This window comes from Novosphingobium sp. TCA1 (assembly GCF_009811895.1).
In the GTDB taxonomy this organism is placed as follows: Bacteria; Pseudomonadota; Alphaproteobacteria; order Sphingomonadales; family Sphingomonadaceae; genus Novosphingobium; species Novosphingobium panipatense_A.
Window position 1 is genome coordinate 42,405 of sequence record NZ_BLJH01000010.1, and the last position, 16,799, is coordinate 59,203.

Consider the following 16,799-nt stretch of genomic DNA (forward strand, 5'->3'; position numbering starts at 1 on the left):
TCCGATGCGCATGAAACTGCTGATGGCGGCAGCGGCCCTGGCCCTCTCGGCCACCCTGTCTGCCTGCGGCCCCGCCCCCAAGCCCGCCGAACATACCCTCACTTACGCCAGCCCCTATCCGCCGAGCCATCCCTTCAGCCGCGCCGACCAGGAATGGATGGCCGACGTCGAAAAGGCCAGCGGCGGCCGCATCGCCTTCCGTCCCTACTGGTCGGGCGCACTTCTCTCCAGCGACATGAGCATGGAGGAAATCCGCCACGGGGTGGCCGATATCGGGCTGATCACGCCGATCTACGCGAAGGGCGGCGCGCACCTCCTGCGGGTGCAGTCGGGCTTCTACGGCGGCGTGCGCGACATCGCCGAGCAGATCGCCGTCTACGACTGCCTCTCCGCGCGCTTCCCCGGCTTCGACAAGGAACTGCACGGCCTTCACGTCCTGGCCGTACAGGGCGGAAACTTCCCCGGCGTGCTCACCCGCACGCGGCCCATCCGCCATCTCGAGGATTTCCGCGGCCTGCGCCTGCGCGCCCAGAGCGATGCCGTGGACGTGCTCAAGCAACTGGGCGCCGACCCCGTCAACATGCCGATGAGCGAGGTCTATTCCGCCTTGGCTAAAGGCGTGATCGACGGCGTCGTCGCCCCGGCGGACACCATCAAGAGCCTGCACTTCTCGGAAGTGGCCAAGCATTTCACCGCGATCCGCTTCAGCCGCGGCGCCTATCCGGCACGCGCGGTTTCCGACCAGGCCTGGCGCCGCCTGCCCGCCGATCTCCAGCGCCTGCTGATCGCCTCGCGCAAGAACTGGGAAGCCGCGCTGAACCGCGAACTGCTCAAGGCCGAAGCCGGGGGCATCGCTTTCGGCAAGACCGACGGGGTCGACTTCTCTCCCCTGCCCGCGATCGAGCAGGCCCGTTTCGACCGTCTCTACAACGCCGACGCCTTCGGCCAGGCCCAGCGCCTGTCCGAGGTCGGCATCGACGGCGTGCCCGTGTTCCGGGCCGCCCAGCACCTCATCACCACCGGCACCGCCCAGCAATGCGCGCCGACGGAGAACCGCCCATGACCAATACCGAACGTCCGCTCGAGGGCCTGCGCGTGATCGACCTGACCCGCGCCCTGGCCGGCCCCTATGCCACTCTCCTGCTTGCCGGACTGGGCGCCGAGGTGATCAAGATCGAGGACCCGCGCGGCGGCGACCTGGCGCGGGAAAACAGCCCCTACGTCGGCCGCGACGGTATCGGCGTGGAGCGCCGGCACGAGGACGACGTTTCCGTGTCCCACCTCACCCGCGCGCGCGGCAAGTACGGCGTCGCGCTCGATTTCAAGAAACCCGGCTCTCAGGAGGTGTTCCGCGATCTCGTCCGCTCGGCCGATATCGTCGTCGAGAACTTCACCGCGGGAACGGCCGACCGCCTGGGCATAGGCTACGAAGTGGCGCGCGCCGAAAACCCCGGCGTGATCTATTGCTCGCTCAGCGGATTCGGCGCGACGGCGGCGGACGGCAAGGCCATGGACATCATCATCCAGGCCCTGTCCGGCGCTATGTTCGCCAGCGGCGGACATGACGAACCGCCCGTCCGCATCGGCATCCCCATAGCCGACATGCTGGCCCCGGTCTTCGCGGTGATCGGCATCCTTTCGGCACTGGAGCAACGCCATCGCACCGGCAGCGGTCAGCACATCGACGTGTCGATGCTGGGCGCGCTCACCAGCTTCGTTGCGATCGAGAACTGGTCCGCCATGGCGGCGGCGGGGATGCAGGCCCGCACCGGCCTGACCGTGCAGCGCCTCTCCCCCTTCGGCGTGTTCGAGTGCGCCGACGGCTATGTCGCCGTGGTCGCGGTTCACGAGAAGCTGGCGCAAGGCCTGTTCCGCGCGATGGGACAACCGCAGCTCTCGGCCGACCCGCGCTTTGCCAACCGGGATTCGCGCGTCGCCAACGCCGCGGTGCTGGAAGCGATGATCAACGCCTGGTCGCGCACTTTGTCCAAGGCCGAAGTCGTCGCCCTGCTCGAAGCCGAGGGCGTGCCCGTGGCACCGGTGCGCCACCCGGAGGATGCCCTGGTCGATCCGCGCGTGGTCGCGCGCGCGGAGACGATGGAAGTGCATCATCCCGACTACGATACCCATATCGACTTGCGCACGGCGGGCATCCCCATCGTCTTTTCCGGCGCGCGCACAGGTTTCGACGACGTGCTGCCGGTGCGGGTGGGCGAGCATGCCGAGACGATCCTTGCCGGCCATCTCGGCTATTCGGCGGAGAAGATCGCCGATCTGCGCGCCGCCGGAGTGATCTGAGATGCCCCCTGCCTGCGCCTCCGCTGCTCTCGACCACATCGCCGCCGCCTATCGCGATGCGAAGGGCGTGGCCACCCGCCTGCGCGCGGAAGGCCGCCGCGTCCTGCGGGTGATCGGCAGCGATGCCCCGCTGCCGCTGCTGCGCGCCGCAGGCTTCGCGCCGGTGCGCATGGCACCGCTGACGGGCCTGCCGACACCGCGAGCCGATGCCCTGCTCGGCCCGTCCGGCGATCGTCGCCGCGCCCATCACCTGATGGAACAGTTGCTCGACCCCGCCATGCTCGACCCGGTGCTGTTCACCCGCGCCGATGCCGAGCAGGCCCAGGTCTTTTCCGCCTTGCGCGAAAACGCACGCCTTCAGGAAGAGGCGCCGGGCCAGCCCGCGCCCTGCAAGATCACGCTGCTGGATCTGCTCCATATCGACCGGCCCACAAGCCGCCGATACAACGAGATCCGCCTCGAACAATTGCGCGCGTGGCTGGTGGAAGCAGGCGGCCATGCCTTTACCGACGACGATCTCGCCCGCGAGGCCGAGGCCGCCGACCGGGTACACGCCCTGCTGCGCGAACTCGACGCCCTCAGGCCGCGCCTGTCCGGCACCCGGATGCTGCAATGCCTCGGCGCCGCCGCGATCCTCCCCCCGGACGAACTGGCGCCGCTGCTGAGCGCCGCGATCGCGGACAGCGCCGCGCTGCCCGAAGCGACCGAGACGCCGGTTATCGTGGCCGGTTCCCCGCACGAAACCGACCTTCATTACGCCGCGATCGAAGCAGAGGGGCTGCGGATCGTCGGCGAAGTTCAGGATTGGGGCATCGCCCGCGCCGCCCTTGCCACACCCCGGTCCATGACCGCGTGGGCCAACCCCGCCCATGCCGTTCCCGCTGCCGCCGCCGAAGGCGCCGTTCTGGCGGAGGAGGCTCGCAGCGCCGTTCAGGCCCGCGAGGCGGAACGCGTGTTCCACCTCACGCTCGACGGAGACGAGGCCGCGCCCTGGACTCTCGCCCCGCTCCACCGCGCGCTCGATGGCACCGGAGTGAAGGTGCTCGCGCTCAAGAGCGGGCTGGACGATACCGGCAAGCTAGTGCCGGCCCTGCGCGGGGAAGAGGCATCCCCGCCGCGATCTGCCGTTGCCAATCCCCCGTCCGCGGCCAGTGGCCAGAGCAACCGCCAACGCAGCCGCAAGGTCCTTCAGGCTTCCGCATCCTCGGGCGATTACCAGCGCGAATGGTTCGCCTCGGTGCAGGAGCAGGTCCAGGCCGGAGCCCCCTTCGCCGTGGTCAACGCCAATGCCCCGCAGGAAGTGCTGCGCGCGCTGGGCGTGCCTTTCGTGGTCAACCAGTGGTGGGCCTCGATCGTCGCGGCCAAGCAGCAAAGCGGGCGCTACCGCGATCTCCTGCGCGCGCGGCACTATCCGGTGGATGCCGAAGCCTACAGCGCGCAAGGCCTCGCCGCCGCGCTCGACAAGGATGCCGCGCAGGCGCCGTGGGGCGGATTGCCCCGCCCGGATTTCGTGCAGGCCGTCGCCTCCAGCGATGCCACCCCCGGCATCTTCGCGGCATGGGCGCTGGAAAGCGGCGCCGCGCCCTATCTCTACGAGCGCACCGTGGATCCGCGCCGGGACATCGAAACCCGCTGGTGGGAAGCCCTCCCCGACCGCTGGGACGAAGTGCTGGAACCCGAGCGGCTCGATCTGCTCGCGGCCGAACTGCGCGAGGTGATTGCGCAAGTCGAGGCCCAGACCGGCCATCGCTTCGACCGGGACCGGTTCGTCGAGGTCATGAACCTCGTCAACGAGCAGGAGGAATACTACCGCAAGACCCGCGACCTGATCGCCCGTACCGTCCCCGCGCCCATCGGCCTCGTCGATTCCATGCCCGCCACGATGGTGCCGCAGTGGCATCGCGGCACCGAATGGGCGCGCGACGCCGCCAAGGCGCTCTTCGAGGAAGTCGCGGAACGCGCGCGGCAGGGCCTGGGCGCGGTGGCCGAGGAGAAAGTGCGCCTCATGTGGGTGGGGCGCGGCCTCTGGAGCAACACGGCATTCTACCAGAAATGGGAGGACAGCCACGGCGCGGTCTTCGTCTGGTCGATGTACCTCGCACTGGCGGCGGACGGCTATATTCGCAAGTTCGAGGCGGAGGGAACGGAGCGCCGCGATCCGCTGCGCGCGCTGGCGGCACGTTTCCTGACGATGGGGGACGAACTGCGCATGCCGGGCTGGGCCGCGCCCTGGCACGTCCATGAAGCCCGGACCCACGGTATCGACGGCGCCGTCGCGCTTGCCGACGCCGACCCCTTCGTCCTGCGCGCATTGACGGCGGCGGGCATCCCGGTGCTGGAACTGGGCGTGGACAACTATGCGCTCGACCGGGCCGACATGGCGGATCTGGAGACACGCATCGCCACTTTCATCGAAGGCCCCTGCGCGCAGAAGGCCGGGGCGCGGCGGGCGTGCGCGGCATGACGGCGCTGGACGGGCTGACCGTGCTCGACTTCTCGCGCTTCCTGCCGGGCGCCTACTTCGGCTGGCTGGCCGGGGACATGGGCGCCGAGGTGATTCGTATCGAACATCCCCGCGAACTCGCCAAGGCGGCAGCGATGTTCGGCACGGGGGAGAACGAGGACGCGGAAATCCTGCGCCGCGCCCGGCCGACCTACAACCGCAACAAGCGCTCCCTGCTGCTCAACCCAGGCCATCCCGAGGCCGCGCCGGTCCTGCACGCGCTGGTGGAGCGGGCCGACGTGCTGCTGGAAGACTACCGGCCCGGCGTGATGGCGGCGATGGGTCTGGGCTACGACGCCCTTTCCGCGATCAACCCGCGCCTGATCTATTGCTCGGTATCCTTCACCGGGCAGACCGGGCCGCTGGCCGGTCGGGCCGGGCACGATCCCGCCGCCCTGGCGCTGTCCGGGGCGCTGTCCCGACTGGGCGGCACGCCGGAACCGACCCTGCCCGGCGCCCAGGTCGCGGACGTGCTGGCAGGCGCCCATGCCTCCATCGCGGTGCTCGCCGCGCTCCAGGCCCGGAGTGCAAGCGGCAGGGGCCAGCATGTCGACGTGGCCATGACCGATGCCGCCATGCCTCTGCTGATGGTCGCACTGGGCCGCGCCGAGGACCCGGCCGCGATCGGTTTCCCGGACGGTGCCTGGCATCCAAAGGGCGGCCTGTGGCGCTGCGGCGACGGCGCCTGGCTCTGCACCACCGACATGGAACCCCGCTACTGGGCGCGCTTCTGCGAGGCGGTGGGACGGCCGGACTATGCCGCCCGGCAATTCGACATCGCCGCTCACCCGGCCATGCGCGAGGATCTTGCCGCCCTTTTCGCCTCCCACCCACGCGCGCACTGGCTCGGCCTGCTGGAAGCCGCCGATACCCAGGCGATGCCCGTGCTCACCGCCGGAGAGGCGCTGAACCATCCCCATGCCGAAGCGCGCGGCATGCATGTGCGCCTGCCGACTTCGGCCGGATCGGTCGCGCAGATCGGCACGCCCTTTCACCTTTCCGCCAACCCGCCGGTCGCCCATCGCCCCGCGCCTCTGCCCGGCGCGGACAATGATACGATCCTCGCGGAGCTCGGCTTCGACGTCGCCGCGCTGGAAGCGGCCGGGGTCTTCTCCAGCCGCCAGGGAGCCGATCGATGAACGCGCTAGGCGGAATCAAAGTGGTCGATCTCACCCACGCCATATCCGGCCCCACTTGCACCAATGCCCTGGTCCAGCTGGGCGCCGATGTCGTGAAAGTGGAGCCGCCGCATGTCGGGGACGGCTTTCGGCATTATACCGAGCATGCGGGGGAGCCGCTGCTCAGCGTGCCCTTCGCCTCGATCAACGCGGGCAAGCGCTCGATCGCGCTGGACCTCAAGACCCGAGGCGCCCGCACGGCCTTGTGGAAGCTGGTCGAGCAGGCCGATTTCCTGGTGGAGAACTACCGTCCCGGCGTCCTGACGCGGCTGGGCTTTCCGATAGAGGAACTGCGCCGCCGCAACCCGCGCCTGATCGTGATCTCGATCACCGGCTTCGGCCAGAGCGGCCCGCTGGCGCAGTGGGGCGCCTACGACCACATCGCCCAGGCCATTTCCGGCATCGCCGCGCTCGGCAGCGTGGACGGGGAACCGCGCAAGATCGGGCTGCCGATCATCGACAGCTTCACCGGCTATATCGCCGTGATCGCCGCCCTGGCCGCCTTGCGCCGCCGCGATGCCTGCGGCGAAGGCGAGCATGTGGACGTCGCCATGCTCGACGCCGCGCTCAAGCTGGCCAACCAGACGGTATCGGTCCACAGCTATACCGGGCGGACGCCGGAGGGCACGGGCAACCGCGGCTTTCGCATGGTGCCGACGTCCGAATTCTATCCCACCGCCGAGGGATGGATCGCGCTCGGCGCCAATAACCAGGCCCAGGTCGAGGCGATGCTGCACGTACTGGGCGAGGAAGCCATGCTGGCGGACCCGCGCATGGCCGACCACGCCGCGCGGGTGGCCAATTACGATTTCGTGCGGGGCTGGCTGGAGCAGGCGCTTTCCCGCTGGCGCGCCGAAGAGCTGGAAGCCCGCCTGACCGCCGCGAAAGTTCCCGCCGCGATGATCCGCGATGTCGGACAGATCGTCCGGCATCCGCACATCGTGGAGCGCGGCAGCGTGGCGGAAGTGGACCTGCCCGGCTACGACCGCCCCCTGGCCACGATGGGCCCAGGCTTCGCCGCCGATCCGCCGCAGCGCCGCCGCGTGCCGGTTCTGGGTGCCGACGGCGAGGACGTGCTGGCCGAACTGGGCTACGACGCGCCGGCCATCGCCGCGCTGCGCAAGGAGGGGGCCCTGGCATGAGCCGCCCGATCGATATCCTGTTCCTGGGCGACATCATCCTCGACGTGCCCGACCCCGACCACTGGCTCTCCGGCATTGCCGAAGTGACCCGCGGCGCCGACCTCGTCATCGGCCATCTCGAAGTCCCGCATACCTTACGCGGCGAAGAACTGGAGGGCGACGTGCCTGCGCCCGGCGCCGAACCCGCGCATCTGGCCGCTCTCGCCCGCGCCAATATCGGCATGCTGTCGATGGCGGGCAACCACATCGCCGACTGCGGCGCCATCGGGATCGCCGATACCAATGCCGAACTGGACCGCCTCGGCATCGCCCATGCCGGGGCCGACGCGGACCTTTCCCGCGCCCGCAGACCTGCCATTGTCGCACGCGATGGGCGGCGGATCGCGCTGCTCAGCTACAATTGCGTCGGCCCGGAAATCAGCTGGGCCGCGGAGAGCCGCGCGGGCAGCGCCTATGTCCGTGTGCGGGCGGCGGACGGCGGCCCTTCGCGCCCGCAGGCAGATCTCGTGGAGGCAGATCCGGCCTCTGTCGCGCAGATGCAGGCGGACATCGCAGCGGCGCGGCAGGAGGCGGATATCCTCGTGGTGGCGCTTCACAAGGGGATCACCCATCGCCCCGCCGCCCTTGCCCCTTACGAGCGCCCCCTTGCCCATGCCGCGATCGAGGCCGGCGCGGACGTGGTCGTCGGCCACCACGCCCATATCACGCGGGGCATCGAGTTTCATCGTGGTCGGCCCATCTTCCACGGCCTGGGCAACGGCTGCGTGGTAACCCATGCACTGACCCCGGCGCAGGACCATCCCGCCCGTGCCGAATGGGCAGAGCGCCGCAAGACGATGTTCGGCTTCGAACCCGACCCGGCCTATCCACTCGCCCCCTTCCATCCCGAGGCGGTGAACGGCCTGATCGGGCGCTGCCGCATCCATCCGGGAGGACGGATAGAGACCGGCTTCCTGCCGATCTGGTTCGCCCCGCCGGGCCGCCCGGTCATCCCGGAGGAACCGAAAGGCGCCGCCATCGCCGACTATATCGACCGCATCGGCATCCTTGCCGGCCTGCCGCCGCTCGCGCGAGGCCGTTCGGCCGGATCTTGGGTCGAAATAGTGGAGGCCTGAGAGGGAAACTCGCCCTCATGTCGATTGGCGCTTGACGAATTGGATCCAATTTTGCTCTATTGGATCCAATAGAGCGCTCCGATGCGCCATGATGGAAAGGATGCGAAATGATTCCCGCCCCTGCGCGCACGCCCGACTCCGCTGGTTTTTCCGGCGTCGATCCGGCCCCCTGGCCCAGCAATGCCTGGTACGTCGCCTGCACGCCCGACGAGATCGAGGGCAAGCCGCTCGGCCGCAAGATCTGCGGCGAATCCATGGTGTTCTTTCGCGGCGAGGACGGCGTAGTCGCGGCGCTCGAGGACTTCTGCCCGCACCGCGGCGCGCCGCTCTCGCTCGGCTTCCTGCGCGAAGGCAAGCTCGTCTGCGGTTACCATGGGCTGGCGATGGGCTGCTCGGGCCGCGCCATCGAGATGCCCGGCCAGCGCGTGAAGGACTTCCCGCCGATCCGCGCCTTCCCGGTGATCGAGCGCTATGGCTTCGTCTGGGTCTGGCCCGGCGATGCCGAACTCGCCTCGCCCGACCAGCTGCATCACCTGGAATGGGCGGAAAGCGACGAATGGGCCTATGGCGGCGGGCTGTTCCACATCGCCTGCGACTACCGCCTGATGATCGACAACCTCATGGACCTGACCCACGAAACCTACGTCCATGCCAGCAGCATCGGACAGAAGGAGATCGACGAAGCGCCCGTGAAGACGCGCAGTGGCAGCGACGAGATCGTCACCAGCCGCTTCATGGACGGGGTCGGCGCCCCGCCGTTCTGGCAAATGGCCCTGCGCAGCGCGGGCCTGCCCGATGACGGGATCGTCGACCGCTGGCAGATCTGCCGGTTCTCGCTGCCCAGCCACGTCATGATCGAAGTCGGCGTCGCGCTGCAGGGCAAGGGCGGCTACGACGCTGCGGACGACGTGAAGGCATCAAGCATCGTCGTCGATTTCATCACCCCGGAAACCCCCACCTCGCACCACTATTTCTGGGGCATGGCGCGCCGCTTCGCCGTGACCGACGAGGCGGTGACGGACAGCATCCGCGCCGGGCAGCACCGCATCTTCTCCGAAGATCTGGAAATGCTGGAACGGCAGCAGGAAAACCTGCTGCGCCACCCCGAACGCCGGTTGCTGAAGCTGAACATCGATGCCGGGGGCGTCCGCTCAAGAATGATGATCGACCGCGCCATCGCTGCGGAAAAGGCGGCGAAGGAGGCACCCATGCTGGAACCGACGGCCTGAAGGCACTTGGACTTGGTAGCGCCCTCGGGCTAAGTCCCGCGCCATGACAGCCAAGATGAAGCCCGGCCAGCATGTTCTCGTTTCGCTGCGGCGCATGATAGCCTCGGGCGAACTGCGCGACGGCGAAAGGATCGCGGAGATCGCCACGGCAGAGGCGCTGGGCGTATCGCGCATGCCGGTGCGTACCGCGCTTCGGGCGCTGGAGCTTGAAGGCCTTGTGGTCAGGCTGGGCGCACGCGGCTATGCGGCGCGGGCCCCCAGCCAGATCCAGATCGGCGGTGCCATCGAGGTGCGCGGGGTGCTGGAAGGCTTGGCGGCACGGACCATTGCCGCACGCCCGCTCAGCCCCGCCGAGGAAATCGCCTTCGCGCGCTGCCTGGAACGCGGCGACGCCATTTTCGCGAAAGGCCATCTGGTCAACGAGGACCTCGAGGCCTTCCACGACTACAACATGCAGTTCCACGACCTGCTGATACGCGGCTCGGGCAACCCGGCCATCGAGACCGCGCTGGCCCGCAACAACCACCTGCCTTTCGCCTCCGCCGCCGCGCTTGCGCTCGACTGGCAGGATGCCGAGGGCGAATATCGCCACCTGCTCGCCGCGCACCGGCAGCACCATGCCGTGCTCGATGCGATCCGCGCGGGCCTGCCAGACGAGGCCGAAGAGATCATGCGCGCCCATGCCCGCGCAGCAGTGGGCTCCGCCTCCGTTTTCAAACCTGCGTTTGTCTGAAAATCCGCTTTCAGCGAATTTTCGCGGAGTCTTCGTTGAGTGCGCTCGTCACGTCCGTGACGAGCTTGCGGCACCGGCCCACGCCCCCACCCTACCACCCGCTAGGGTACTATCGTTGGGTGGTAGGGTGGGGGCGTGGGCCGGTGCCGCTAAAATCCGCCTATGGCGGATTTTCAGACAGACTCCCCTCCCTCAGAACTTTCCGCGCAGCGAAACGAGGAAATTGCGAGGATCGCCGTAGAAGTTGCCGTATCCGGGCGTGCCGATAGTCATGTAATACTTCTTGTCGAACAGGTTGTTGACGTTGGCACTGATCGAGAACTGATCGCTGACCTCATATTCCGCGCGCAGCGACCAGATCGCATAGCCAGGCACCTTGAACTGGTACTGGTAGAACGGCCCGTCGTAGAGCCCGGTCGCGGGATTGAGTTCCTGGACCCAGCCGGAGCGGAAATTGCTGCTCTGCGCGGTCACGCCGCCGCCCATGCTGAAGCCCTTGAGCGCGCCTTCGCGGAACTTGTAGTCGGTGAAAACCTTGAGCAGGTGCTTCGGCGTGATTTCCGCGAAGCTCGCGTCGTTCTCGCGGCGGTTCTCGTTGTCGTTGTAGGTGTAGCCGACCGAGACCTGCCAGCCGGGCAGGATCTCTCCGTTGACTTCCGCCTCGAAGCCCTGGCTGCGCAGCGATCCGTCGCGGATGTAGCAGCAGTTGTCGGTCGATCCCGCCGGGGGATTGCTGGGATCGGTGGCAAAGGCGCCCTTCTTGCGCACGCGGTAGACGGCAAGCGAGCCGGTCAGCCTGCCCCCGGCCAGTTCGCCCTTGATGCCGGCCTCGTAATTGGTCCCGGTCACCGGGGCCAGCGGCGTGCCGGGCCGCGGGGCCGACATGTAGTTCGCCTGGGACTGGTAGATCTCGGCATAGCTGGCGTAGAGGCTGACCCCCTGCGACACATCGAGCACCGTCGCCACATAAGGCACGAACTTGGTCTTCTGGTCGATCAGCGAAGTGACCGCGCCGGTGGCGATATTGCTGGCCTCTGCGCGGTCCTTGACCACCAGACGGCCACCGCCGATGAGCGAGAGCGGGGCGACCGGGCGGATCCGCAGCGAGCCGTAGAAGCCGAGACGCTTGATATCGGTGCGGCCCTGATAGCCCCAGACCGGCGGATAGGCGATTTCGGGCGGAGAGACGGGATCGAAAACGTCCCCGACCCCGTAGTAGGTCCATAGGCTGCGGTTGTCCGTCCGGTTGCGGGTATAGTCCACGCCGAGGACGACATCGTGCTTCTGGCCGAACGCCTCGAAACTGCCGGTGGTGTTGAGGTCGAGCGTCAGTTCGCGAACCTTCGAGCCCGCCTGGTAGTACCACCAGTCGGTACCCGCGCCGTTCACGGGATCGACGGCATTTTCCATCTCGGCGGCATTGGTACGGTCGTTCGAGCGGGTGTAGTTGGCATTGAGCCTGACGGTCCAGGCATTGCCGATCGCCTGCTCGATGCGGCCATAGGCGATATCGATATCGCGATCGATCGTGCTCCACGGCGCGCCCATGTTGGCGCTGCGCGGGAAGCCGATATCCTCGCCGTTGCGATAGCGCGGGATGCTGACGACGAAGCCTTCGTGCTTGTCGGTCTGGTGGGTATACCCGGCCAGCAGCAGCGTGCCCGGCGCCGGATTGTACTCGATCGACCCATGGGCCAGCCAGCGGTCGTCGCTCTTGAAGTCCTGGAACGATTCGCCGATGTCGTAGACGCCCACGGCGCGGGCACGCAGGTTGCCGTCACTGGTGAGCGCGCCGGTCACGTCCGCATCCACGCGGGCGCGGTTCCAGCTTCCGAAGGTCATCGATGCCCGTGCCTGCGGATCGGCCAGCGCGCGCTTGCGGTTGAAGTTGATGACACCGCCCGCCTCTCCGGCACCGAACAGGCCGTCCGCGCCGCGAACGAGCGCGATCGAATCGAAGATCGCAGTGTCGAGATCGCCCGTGGTGGACGAAGTCTGGGCGCTGGCGCCGCCGTCCAGCCGCATGTTGGTGATGGTCAGGCCGCGCGAGGTATAGGTGGAGGAAAGCCAGGCGCGGTCCACGGTCACGCCGGTCATCTGCTGCATCACGTCCTCGACGCTGAGCAGGTTCTGGTCCTCGATCCGGGCGCGGGTCATCACGGTGACCGACTGGGGGATCTCGCGAAGCGACTGCGCCGCCTTGCCGACATTGGTCGCGGCGGGGGCATAGGAATCGCGCCCTTCGGTGATGGTGGGATCGCTGTCCGGCCGCTCCCCGGTCACCATGATGTTCCCGGACTGCTCCTCGGGCTCGGCCGCAGGCTGCGCCATGGCGAGATGTGGCAGGGCGCAGCCCGCTGCAAGGGACGCAAGCGTACGGGCAGCGCGCGTTGACGCGGAAAGACGGCTATTTCCCATTGTTCCCCCTGAAGCGGATATGTGAAGTTATCGGAATGCCGCAGCAGAACTGCCGCACGATTGTTTCGCGGCGCCCCTATTTAAATTGCGATAGACTCGCAATAGCATGATTACTGCCCGGTGATTTTCCGTATCGGGCGCGCTGGGAGGGGATGCGCGGACGGTTGTGTGCAGGATTGACCAAACACCAAGAACGCAATGCATTTCCGCGATTTCCAGCCCCTGATGAAAGCTGACGCGCCACTTGATTGTGTGTCTCATTTGCAACGCAACCCTTAAATCTTGTTAGCATGTTGCGAATGTATCGCATTATCGCGTAGGCGCGCCGCCAGATGCGGTGCATGGCCGCGCATGGGGAATTCTGATGAACCGGATGAACAAGCTCGCGCTGAGCAGCGCAGCGATCGTATGCTTCGCGGGCCTTCCGACCGCCGCTTTCGCGGAAGAAGCCGACACCGACCAGGGCAGCTCGGAAGGCGACATTCTCGTCACCGGCTGGCGCGCCAGCACCAAGACCGACACCCCGCCGATCGAGGTTCCGCAGCCCGTCACCACGATCACGGCGGACCAGTATCTGTCGCAGGGCGCGATCAACATCAGCGACACCGTGAAGTACGCCGCCGGTGTGCTCGCCAACCCCTACGGCCGTGACACCCGCGTCGACGGCTTCAACATCCGCGGCATCGATGCGCTGCAGTTCCGCGACGGCATGCGCGACATCTTCAGCTACTACGCCTCGATCACTTCGGACCCGTACAACTTCGAGCGCGTGGAAATCGTGCGCGGCCCGGCTTCAGTGCTGTTCGGCCAGGGTTCGATCGGCGGTCTCGTCAACCTCGTCAGCAAGACCCCCGGCTTCGAAACCCGCGGCGAAGTCAGCGCCACTTACGGCAGTTACGATCGCAAGGAAGTCTTCGGTGACGTCAACGTGGCGCTGGCAGACAACGTCGCCGTTCGCCTCGTCGGCCATGCCCGCGATGCCGATACCTACGTGGACCATGTCGCCGACGACCGCGTGATGTTCGCGCCCTCGATCCGCTGGCAGCCTACGCCCGACACCGATATCGTGCTGAACGGCCTCTACCAGGAGGACGACGCCGGTTCGACCTCGCAGTTCCTGCCCATCGTCGGCACTTTCCGCCCCAACACCGCCTATCCCGAAGGCAGGCTCGATCCCTACACTTTCGTCGGCAAGCCGGGCTGGGACAAGTATTCGGGCCGCTCGCTGCAGGGCGGCGGTGCGATCACGCACAATTTCTCGGAAAACGTGCGCATCAGCCTGAAGGCGCGCTACATCGACAGCGACCTCGACTACAATTACCACGGCGTGGACGCCTATACCAACCCGACCGACCCATTCCTGCCCTATGCGGATTACGGCACGTACGGCCGGACCATCGGCATGTCCTCCAGCGCCTCGCGCGCCCGGATGAACGTGTTCTCGACCGACAACAACGCCCAGTTCACTTTCAACACCGGCGCCCAGATCGAGCACAAGCTGCTGGTCGGCGTGGACTACAGCTGGAACAAGGTTTCCAAGCAGACGACTTACGGTGCGGGCGAACTGGTCGACCTCTACGACATCGACTACGATGCGATTTCGTCCTACGAACCGACCGGCGCCTTCGTACCGGAGAGCCAGAAGCAGCTCGGCTTCTACGTGCAGGACCAGATCCGCTTCTTCGACCGCGTCTCGGTGGTGCTGGGCGGACGCCGCGACCGCGTGACCTCCTCGGCCGGTTCGACCGACCACGCCACCACGTTCCGTGCCGGTATCATCGGTGAACTGGGCGCGGGCGTCTCGCCGTTCTTCAGCTACACCGAAAGCTTCCTGCCGGTAGCCGGTTCGATCCAGAACGAGGACGGCACGTCGGGCGGCGCCTACAAGCCGCAGACCGGCACCCAGTTCGAAGCGGGCTTCAAGTGGCAGCCCGAGGCTCGGACGCTGGTTACTGTCACCGCGTTCCGCATCAAGGAGCGCAACCGCGTGCTCTACCTTGCCAACAACGCGACCACGCAGTCGGGCGAGCTGACCACCAAGGGCGTCGAAGTCGAGGCCAGCCACACCCTGCCGGGCAACTTCGAGCTGCTGGTCAACTACGGCTACAACAAGAGCAAGGCTTCCGAGAGCCTCGACTACATGCCGCGCCACATCGCCTCGGCCTGGACGACCAAGACCTTCGGCGTCGGCGACGGTGCGCAGCTGCGCCTCGGCGGCGGCGTGGTCTACACCGGCAAGCGTCGCTCGGTCGGCCCGGCCTGGACGATCATCACCCCGGACTACACCACCGTGGACGCCCTGGCCGAGATCACCTGGGACAAGTGGCGCTTCTCGATCAATGCCACCAACCTGCTCGACAAGCGCTACTACGCCTCCTGCCTCGCCCGCGGCGACTGCTTCGTGGGCGCCCCGCGCAACGTGATGGGAACGGTCGGCTTCCGTTTCTGACGGTATCCCGCGTCTGACGACAATGAGAAGGGCGCCTGCTTCGAAAGCAGGCGCCCTTTTCGCGTCTGGAGGAAAGGCCCGGCCGGGGCAGGTTATCGGGTGGAGCACCCCGGCCGGTCGGCGGAGCCTATTTGCCCGCGCCGGAGTCTCCAGCATATTTCGCGTAGTCGATCCCCAGCTGCTGGAGATAGGAATCGTATTTCGCGGGATCGTAGTAAGTGCCCTGCATTTCCGGGCGGAACTGCTTCATCACCCGCGCATTGCGATCGATCGCGGGCATGTCCGTGGCGGCGATCAGCGGATCGTATTTCTGGCCCTTGAGTTGGACATTGGTGAACCAGGTCTTCGCCTCGGTGACCAGTTGCGGCGTCGTCGCGATGTCGAGAATGGTCATCGCCACGGCCTTCGCACCCACCACGGTGCCCTTGTGAGCGATCGGGGTCGCCATCGCCATGGCCGCCGTGGAATGGTGAAAGATCACGTTGGGAATATTGGCCGGATAGCTGATCGTAACGGTCGGCACCGTCCACATGACATCGCCGATATCGTCCGAAGCGCCTAGCCCCGGGCCGGTTCGCGTTTCCGGCGTGGAAAGCGGCGTGACCTTGTCCGGCAGCGGCTCCTGCTTCAATCCGTTGCGGGTCTGCACCGCCCTGGCGAAGCCCTGATCGGCCGCCGACCACTGTGGCACGCCGACCGTCTCGATATTGGCCTGGAGCGCCTCTGCCAAGGGACGGTTGGCATAGTTGGGCGCCGCGAAGCCCAGCACCTTGCGCGTGACTTTCGTGCCGGTCGCCAGGGCCGCGGCCTCGGAAATCGTATTGCCGGTCTCGTAGAGCCCCCGCAGCGCGGCGAAATCGCGCTCGCGGAAATAATACCAGTCGGAGGCATGGGCCGGCACGACATTGGGCTGGCCGCCGCCTTCGACGATGACGTTGTGCGAGCGCTGGGTCAGCGGCAGATGCTCCCGCCGGAAGTTCCACATGACGTCCATCAGCTCCACCCCGTCCAGCGCGCTGCGCCCGTCCCACGGCATGGCTGCCGAATGCGCGGTCTTGCCGGTGAAGTCGTACTGGACCGAGATCATGCCGTTGAGCCCGAGATCGCCCCAGCCGGTGCCGAAACCCGTGCCGACATGGGCGAAGATCGAGACGTCCACGTCCTTGAACATGCCCGCGCGCACGTAATAGGCCTTGGTGCCGAGCAGTTCCTCGGCCACGCCCGGCCAGAGCATCAGCTGCCCCTCGATCCCATGCTTCTGCATCACCTGCTTGGCGGCGATGGCAGCGGCCACCATCAGCGGCATGCCCGAGTTGTGGCCCTCGCCGTGCCCCGGCGCCCCTTCCACGACCGGTTTCACCTCGGCCACGCCCGGCACTTGCGAAATGCCCAGCAAGCCGTCGATATCGCTGCCCAGCGCGATCTTCGGCCCGCCCTTGCCCCAGCTGGCGGTGAAGGCGGTGGGCACACCGGCAATGCCGCGCTGAACGGTGAAGCCGTTCTTTTCGAGGATGCCGATCAGGTATTCACTGGTCTTCTGCTCCTGGAAGCCCGGCTCGGCGAAGCTGTAGATCTGGTCGACCATGACCTGGATCTGCTTGCGCTGCGCCTCCACGGCGGCGGCGACTTCCTGCTTCACCGCCGGGTCGGCGGCGGCGCTTGCCGGAGCCGCTCCCAGAGCGGTTCCGGCCAGTGCTGCGGCAAGGGCAAGGCTTGCGGTTTTCCCCCTCATGG

11 protein-coding genes are annotated in these 16,799 nt (G+C 67.2%); 9 read left to right on the plus strand and 2 right to left on the minus strand.

The features are described 5' to 3' along the window. Positions 1–4 precede the first annotated feature (4 nt). From dctP to NTCA1_RS13320, 8 genes are all read left to right on the plus strand, one after another. The gene (gene dctP, locus NTCA1_RS13285; RefSeq protein ID WP_236549311.1) at positions 5–1,063 is read left to right on the plus strand and encodes a TRAP transporter substrate-binding protein DctP; all 1,059 of its coding nucleotides are present in this window, start codon (positions 5–7) and stop codon (positions 1,061–1,063) included. After that, the gene (locus NTCA1_RS13290; protein ID WP_133084646.1) at positions 1,060–2,298 is read left to right on the plus strand and encodes a CaiB/BaiF CoA-transferase family protein; all 1,239 of its coding nucleotides are present in this window, start codon (positions 1,060–1,062) and stop codon (positions 2,296–2,298) included. The genes dctP and NTCA1_RS13290 overlap by 4 nt, the downstream gene beginning before the upstream one ends. A gap of 1 nt (position 2,299) precedes the next feature. After that, the gene (locus NTCA1_RS13295; RefSeq protein WP_201282484.1) at positions 2,300–4,762 is read left to right on the plus strand and encodes a 2-hydroxyacyl-CoA dehydratase family protein; all 2,463 of its coding nucleotides are present in this window, start codon (positions 2,300–2,302) and stop codon (positions 4,760–4,762) included. After that, on the plus strand, positions 4,759–5,940 hold the full coding sequence (locus tag NTCA1_RS13300; protein WP_133084647.1) for a CaiB/BaiF CoA-transferase family protein: 1,182 nt from the start codon (positions 4,759–4,761) through the stop codon (positions 5,938–5,940). Before NTCA1_RS13295 ends, NTCA1_RS13300 begins: the two co-directional genes overlap by 4 nt. Further along, positions 5,937–7,121 (plus strand): CaiB/BaiF CoA-transferase family protein, encoded by a 1,185-nt coding sequence (locus NTCA1_RS13305; RefSeq protein ID WP_133084648.1) that lies wholly within the window; start codon positions 5,937–5,939, stop codon positions 7,119–7,121. Before NTCA1_RS13300 ends, NTCA1_RS13305 begins: the two co-directional genes overlap by 4 nt. Further along, complete coding sequence (locus NTCA1_RS13310) at positions 7,118–8,236, plus strand: CapA family protein (RefSeq protein ID WP_133084649.1); 1,119 nt, start codon at positions 7,118–7,120, stop codon at positions 8,234–8,236. Before NTCA1_RS13305 ends, NTCA1_RS13310 begins: the two co-directional genes overlap by 4 nt. 107 nt (positions 8,237–8,343) lie before the next feature. Then, on the plus strand, positions 8,344–9,465 hold the full coding sequence (locus NTCA1_RS13315; protein WP_133084650.1) for an aromatic ring-hydroxylating dioxygenase subunit alpha: 1,122 nt from the start codon (positions 8,344–8,346) through the stop codon (positions 9,463–9,465). Positions 9,466–9,508: 43 nt separating this feature from the next. Continuing rightward, positions 9,509–10,198: a GntR family transcriptional regulator gene (locus NTCA1_RS13320; RefSeq protein ID WP_201282485.1), complete on the plus strand. Its 690-nt coding sequence runs from the start codon at positions 9,509–9,511 to the stop codon at positions 10,196–10,198. Between the two features lie 192 nt (positions 10,199–10,390). Here the strand turns inward: NTCA1_RS13320 and NTCA1_RS13325 are convergent, their stop codons facing one another. After that, a complete protein-coding gene (locus tag NTCA1_RS13325; protein WP_133084651.1) occupies positions 10,391–12,616 on the minus strand; it encodes a TonB-dependent siderophore receptor in 2,226 nt (741 codons plus the stop codon). Between the two features lie 364 nt (positions 12,617–12,980). Between NTCA1_RS13325 and NTCA1_RS13330 the strand changes: the two genes are divergently transcribed. After that, complete coding sequence (locus tag NTCA1_RS13330) at positions 12,981–15,065, plus strand: TonB-dependent siderophore receptor (RefSeq protein WP_236549312.1); 2,085 nt, start codon at positions 12,981–12,983, stop codon at positions 15,063–15,065. A 127-nt stretch (positions 15,066–15,192) separates the two neighbouring features. On the opposite strand, the gene NTCA1_RS13335 is transcribed toward NTCA1_RS13330, so the two are convergent. Then, complete coding sequence (locus tag NTCA1_RS13335) at positions 15,193–16,797, minus strand: amidohydrolase (RefSeq protein ID WP_133084652.1); 1,605 nt, start codon at positions 16,795–16,797, stop codon at positions 15,193–15,195. Between the last annotated feature and the right edge of the window lie 2 nt (positions 16,798–16,799).

What these genes read in the sequence shown, in the direction of transcription:
- dctP (WP_236549311.1), top strand. Translation starts at nt 5, where the DNA reads ATGCGCATGAAACTGCTGATGGCGGCAGCGGCCCTGGCCCTCTCGGCC.
- NTCA1_RS13300 (WP_133084647.1), top strand. Translation starts at nt 4,759, where the DNA reads ATGACGGCGCTGGACGGGCTGACCGTGCTCGACTTCTCGCGCTTCCTG.
- NTCA1_RS13330 (WP_236549312.1), top strand. Translation starts at nt 12,981, where the DNA reads ATGAACCGGATGAACAAGCTCGCGCTGAGCAGCGCAGCGATCGTATGC.
- NTCA1_RS13325 (WP_133084651.1), bottom strand. Translation starts at nt 12,616, where the DNA reads ATGGGAAATAGCCGTCTTTCCGCGTCAACGCGCGCTGCCCGTACGCTT.
- NTCA1_RS13315 (WP_133084650.1), top strand. Translation starts at nt 8,344, where the DNA reads ATGATTCCCGCCCCTGCGCGCACGCCCGACTCCGCTGGTTTTTCCGGC.
- NTCA1_RS13295 (WP_201282484.1), top strand. Translation starts at nt 2,300, where the DNA reads ATGCCCCCTGCCTGCGCCTCCGCTGCTCTCGACCACATCGCCGCCGCC.
- NTCA1_RS13335 (WP_133084652.1), bottom strand. Translation starts at nt 16,797, where the DNA reads ATGAGGGGGAAAACCGCAAGCCTTGCCCTTGCCGCAGCACTGGCCGGA.
- NTCA1_RS13320 (WP_201282485.1), top strand. Translation starts at nt 9,509, where the DNA reads ATGACAGCCAAGATGAAGCCCGGCCAGCATGTTCTCGTTTCGCTGCGG.
- NTCA1_RS13305 (WP_133084648.1), top strand. Translation starts at nt 5,937, where the DNA reads ATGAACGCGCTAGGCGGAATCAAAGTGGTCGATCTCACCCACGCCATA.
- NTCA1_RS13310 (WP_133084649.1), top strand. Translation starts at nt 7,118, where the DNA reads ATGAGCCGCCCGATCGATATCCTGTTCCTGGGCGACATCATCCTCGAC.
- NTCA1_RS13290 (WP_133084646.1), top strand. Translation starts at nt 1,060, where the DNA reads ATGACCAATACCGAACGTCCGCTCGAGGGCCTGCGCGTGATCGACCTG.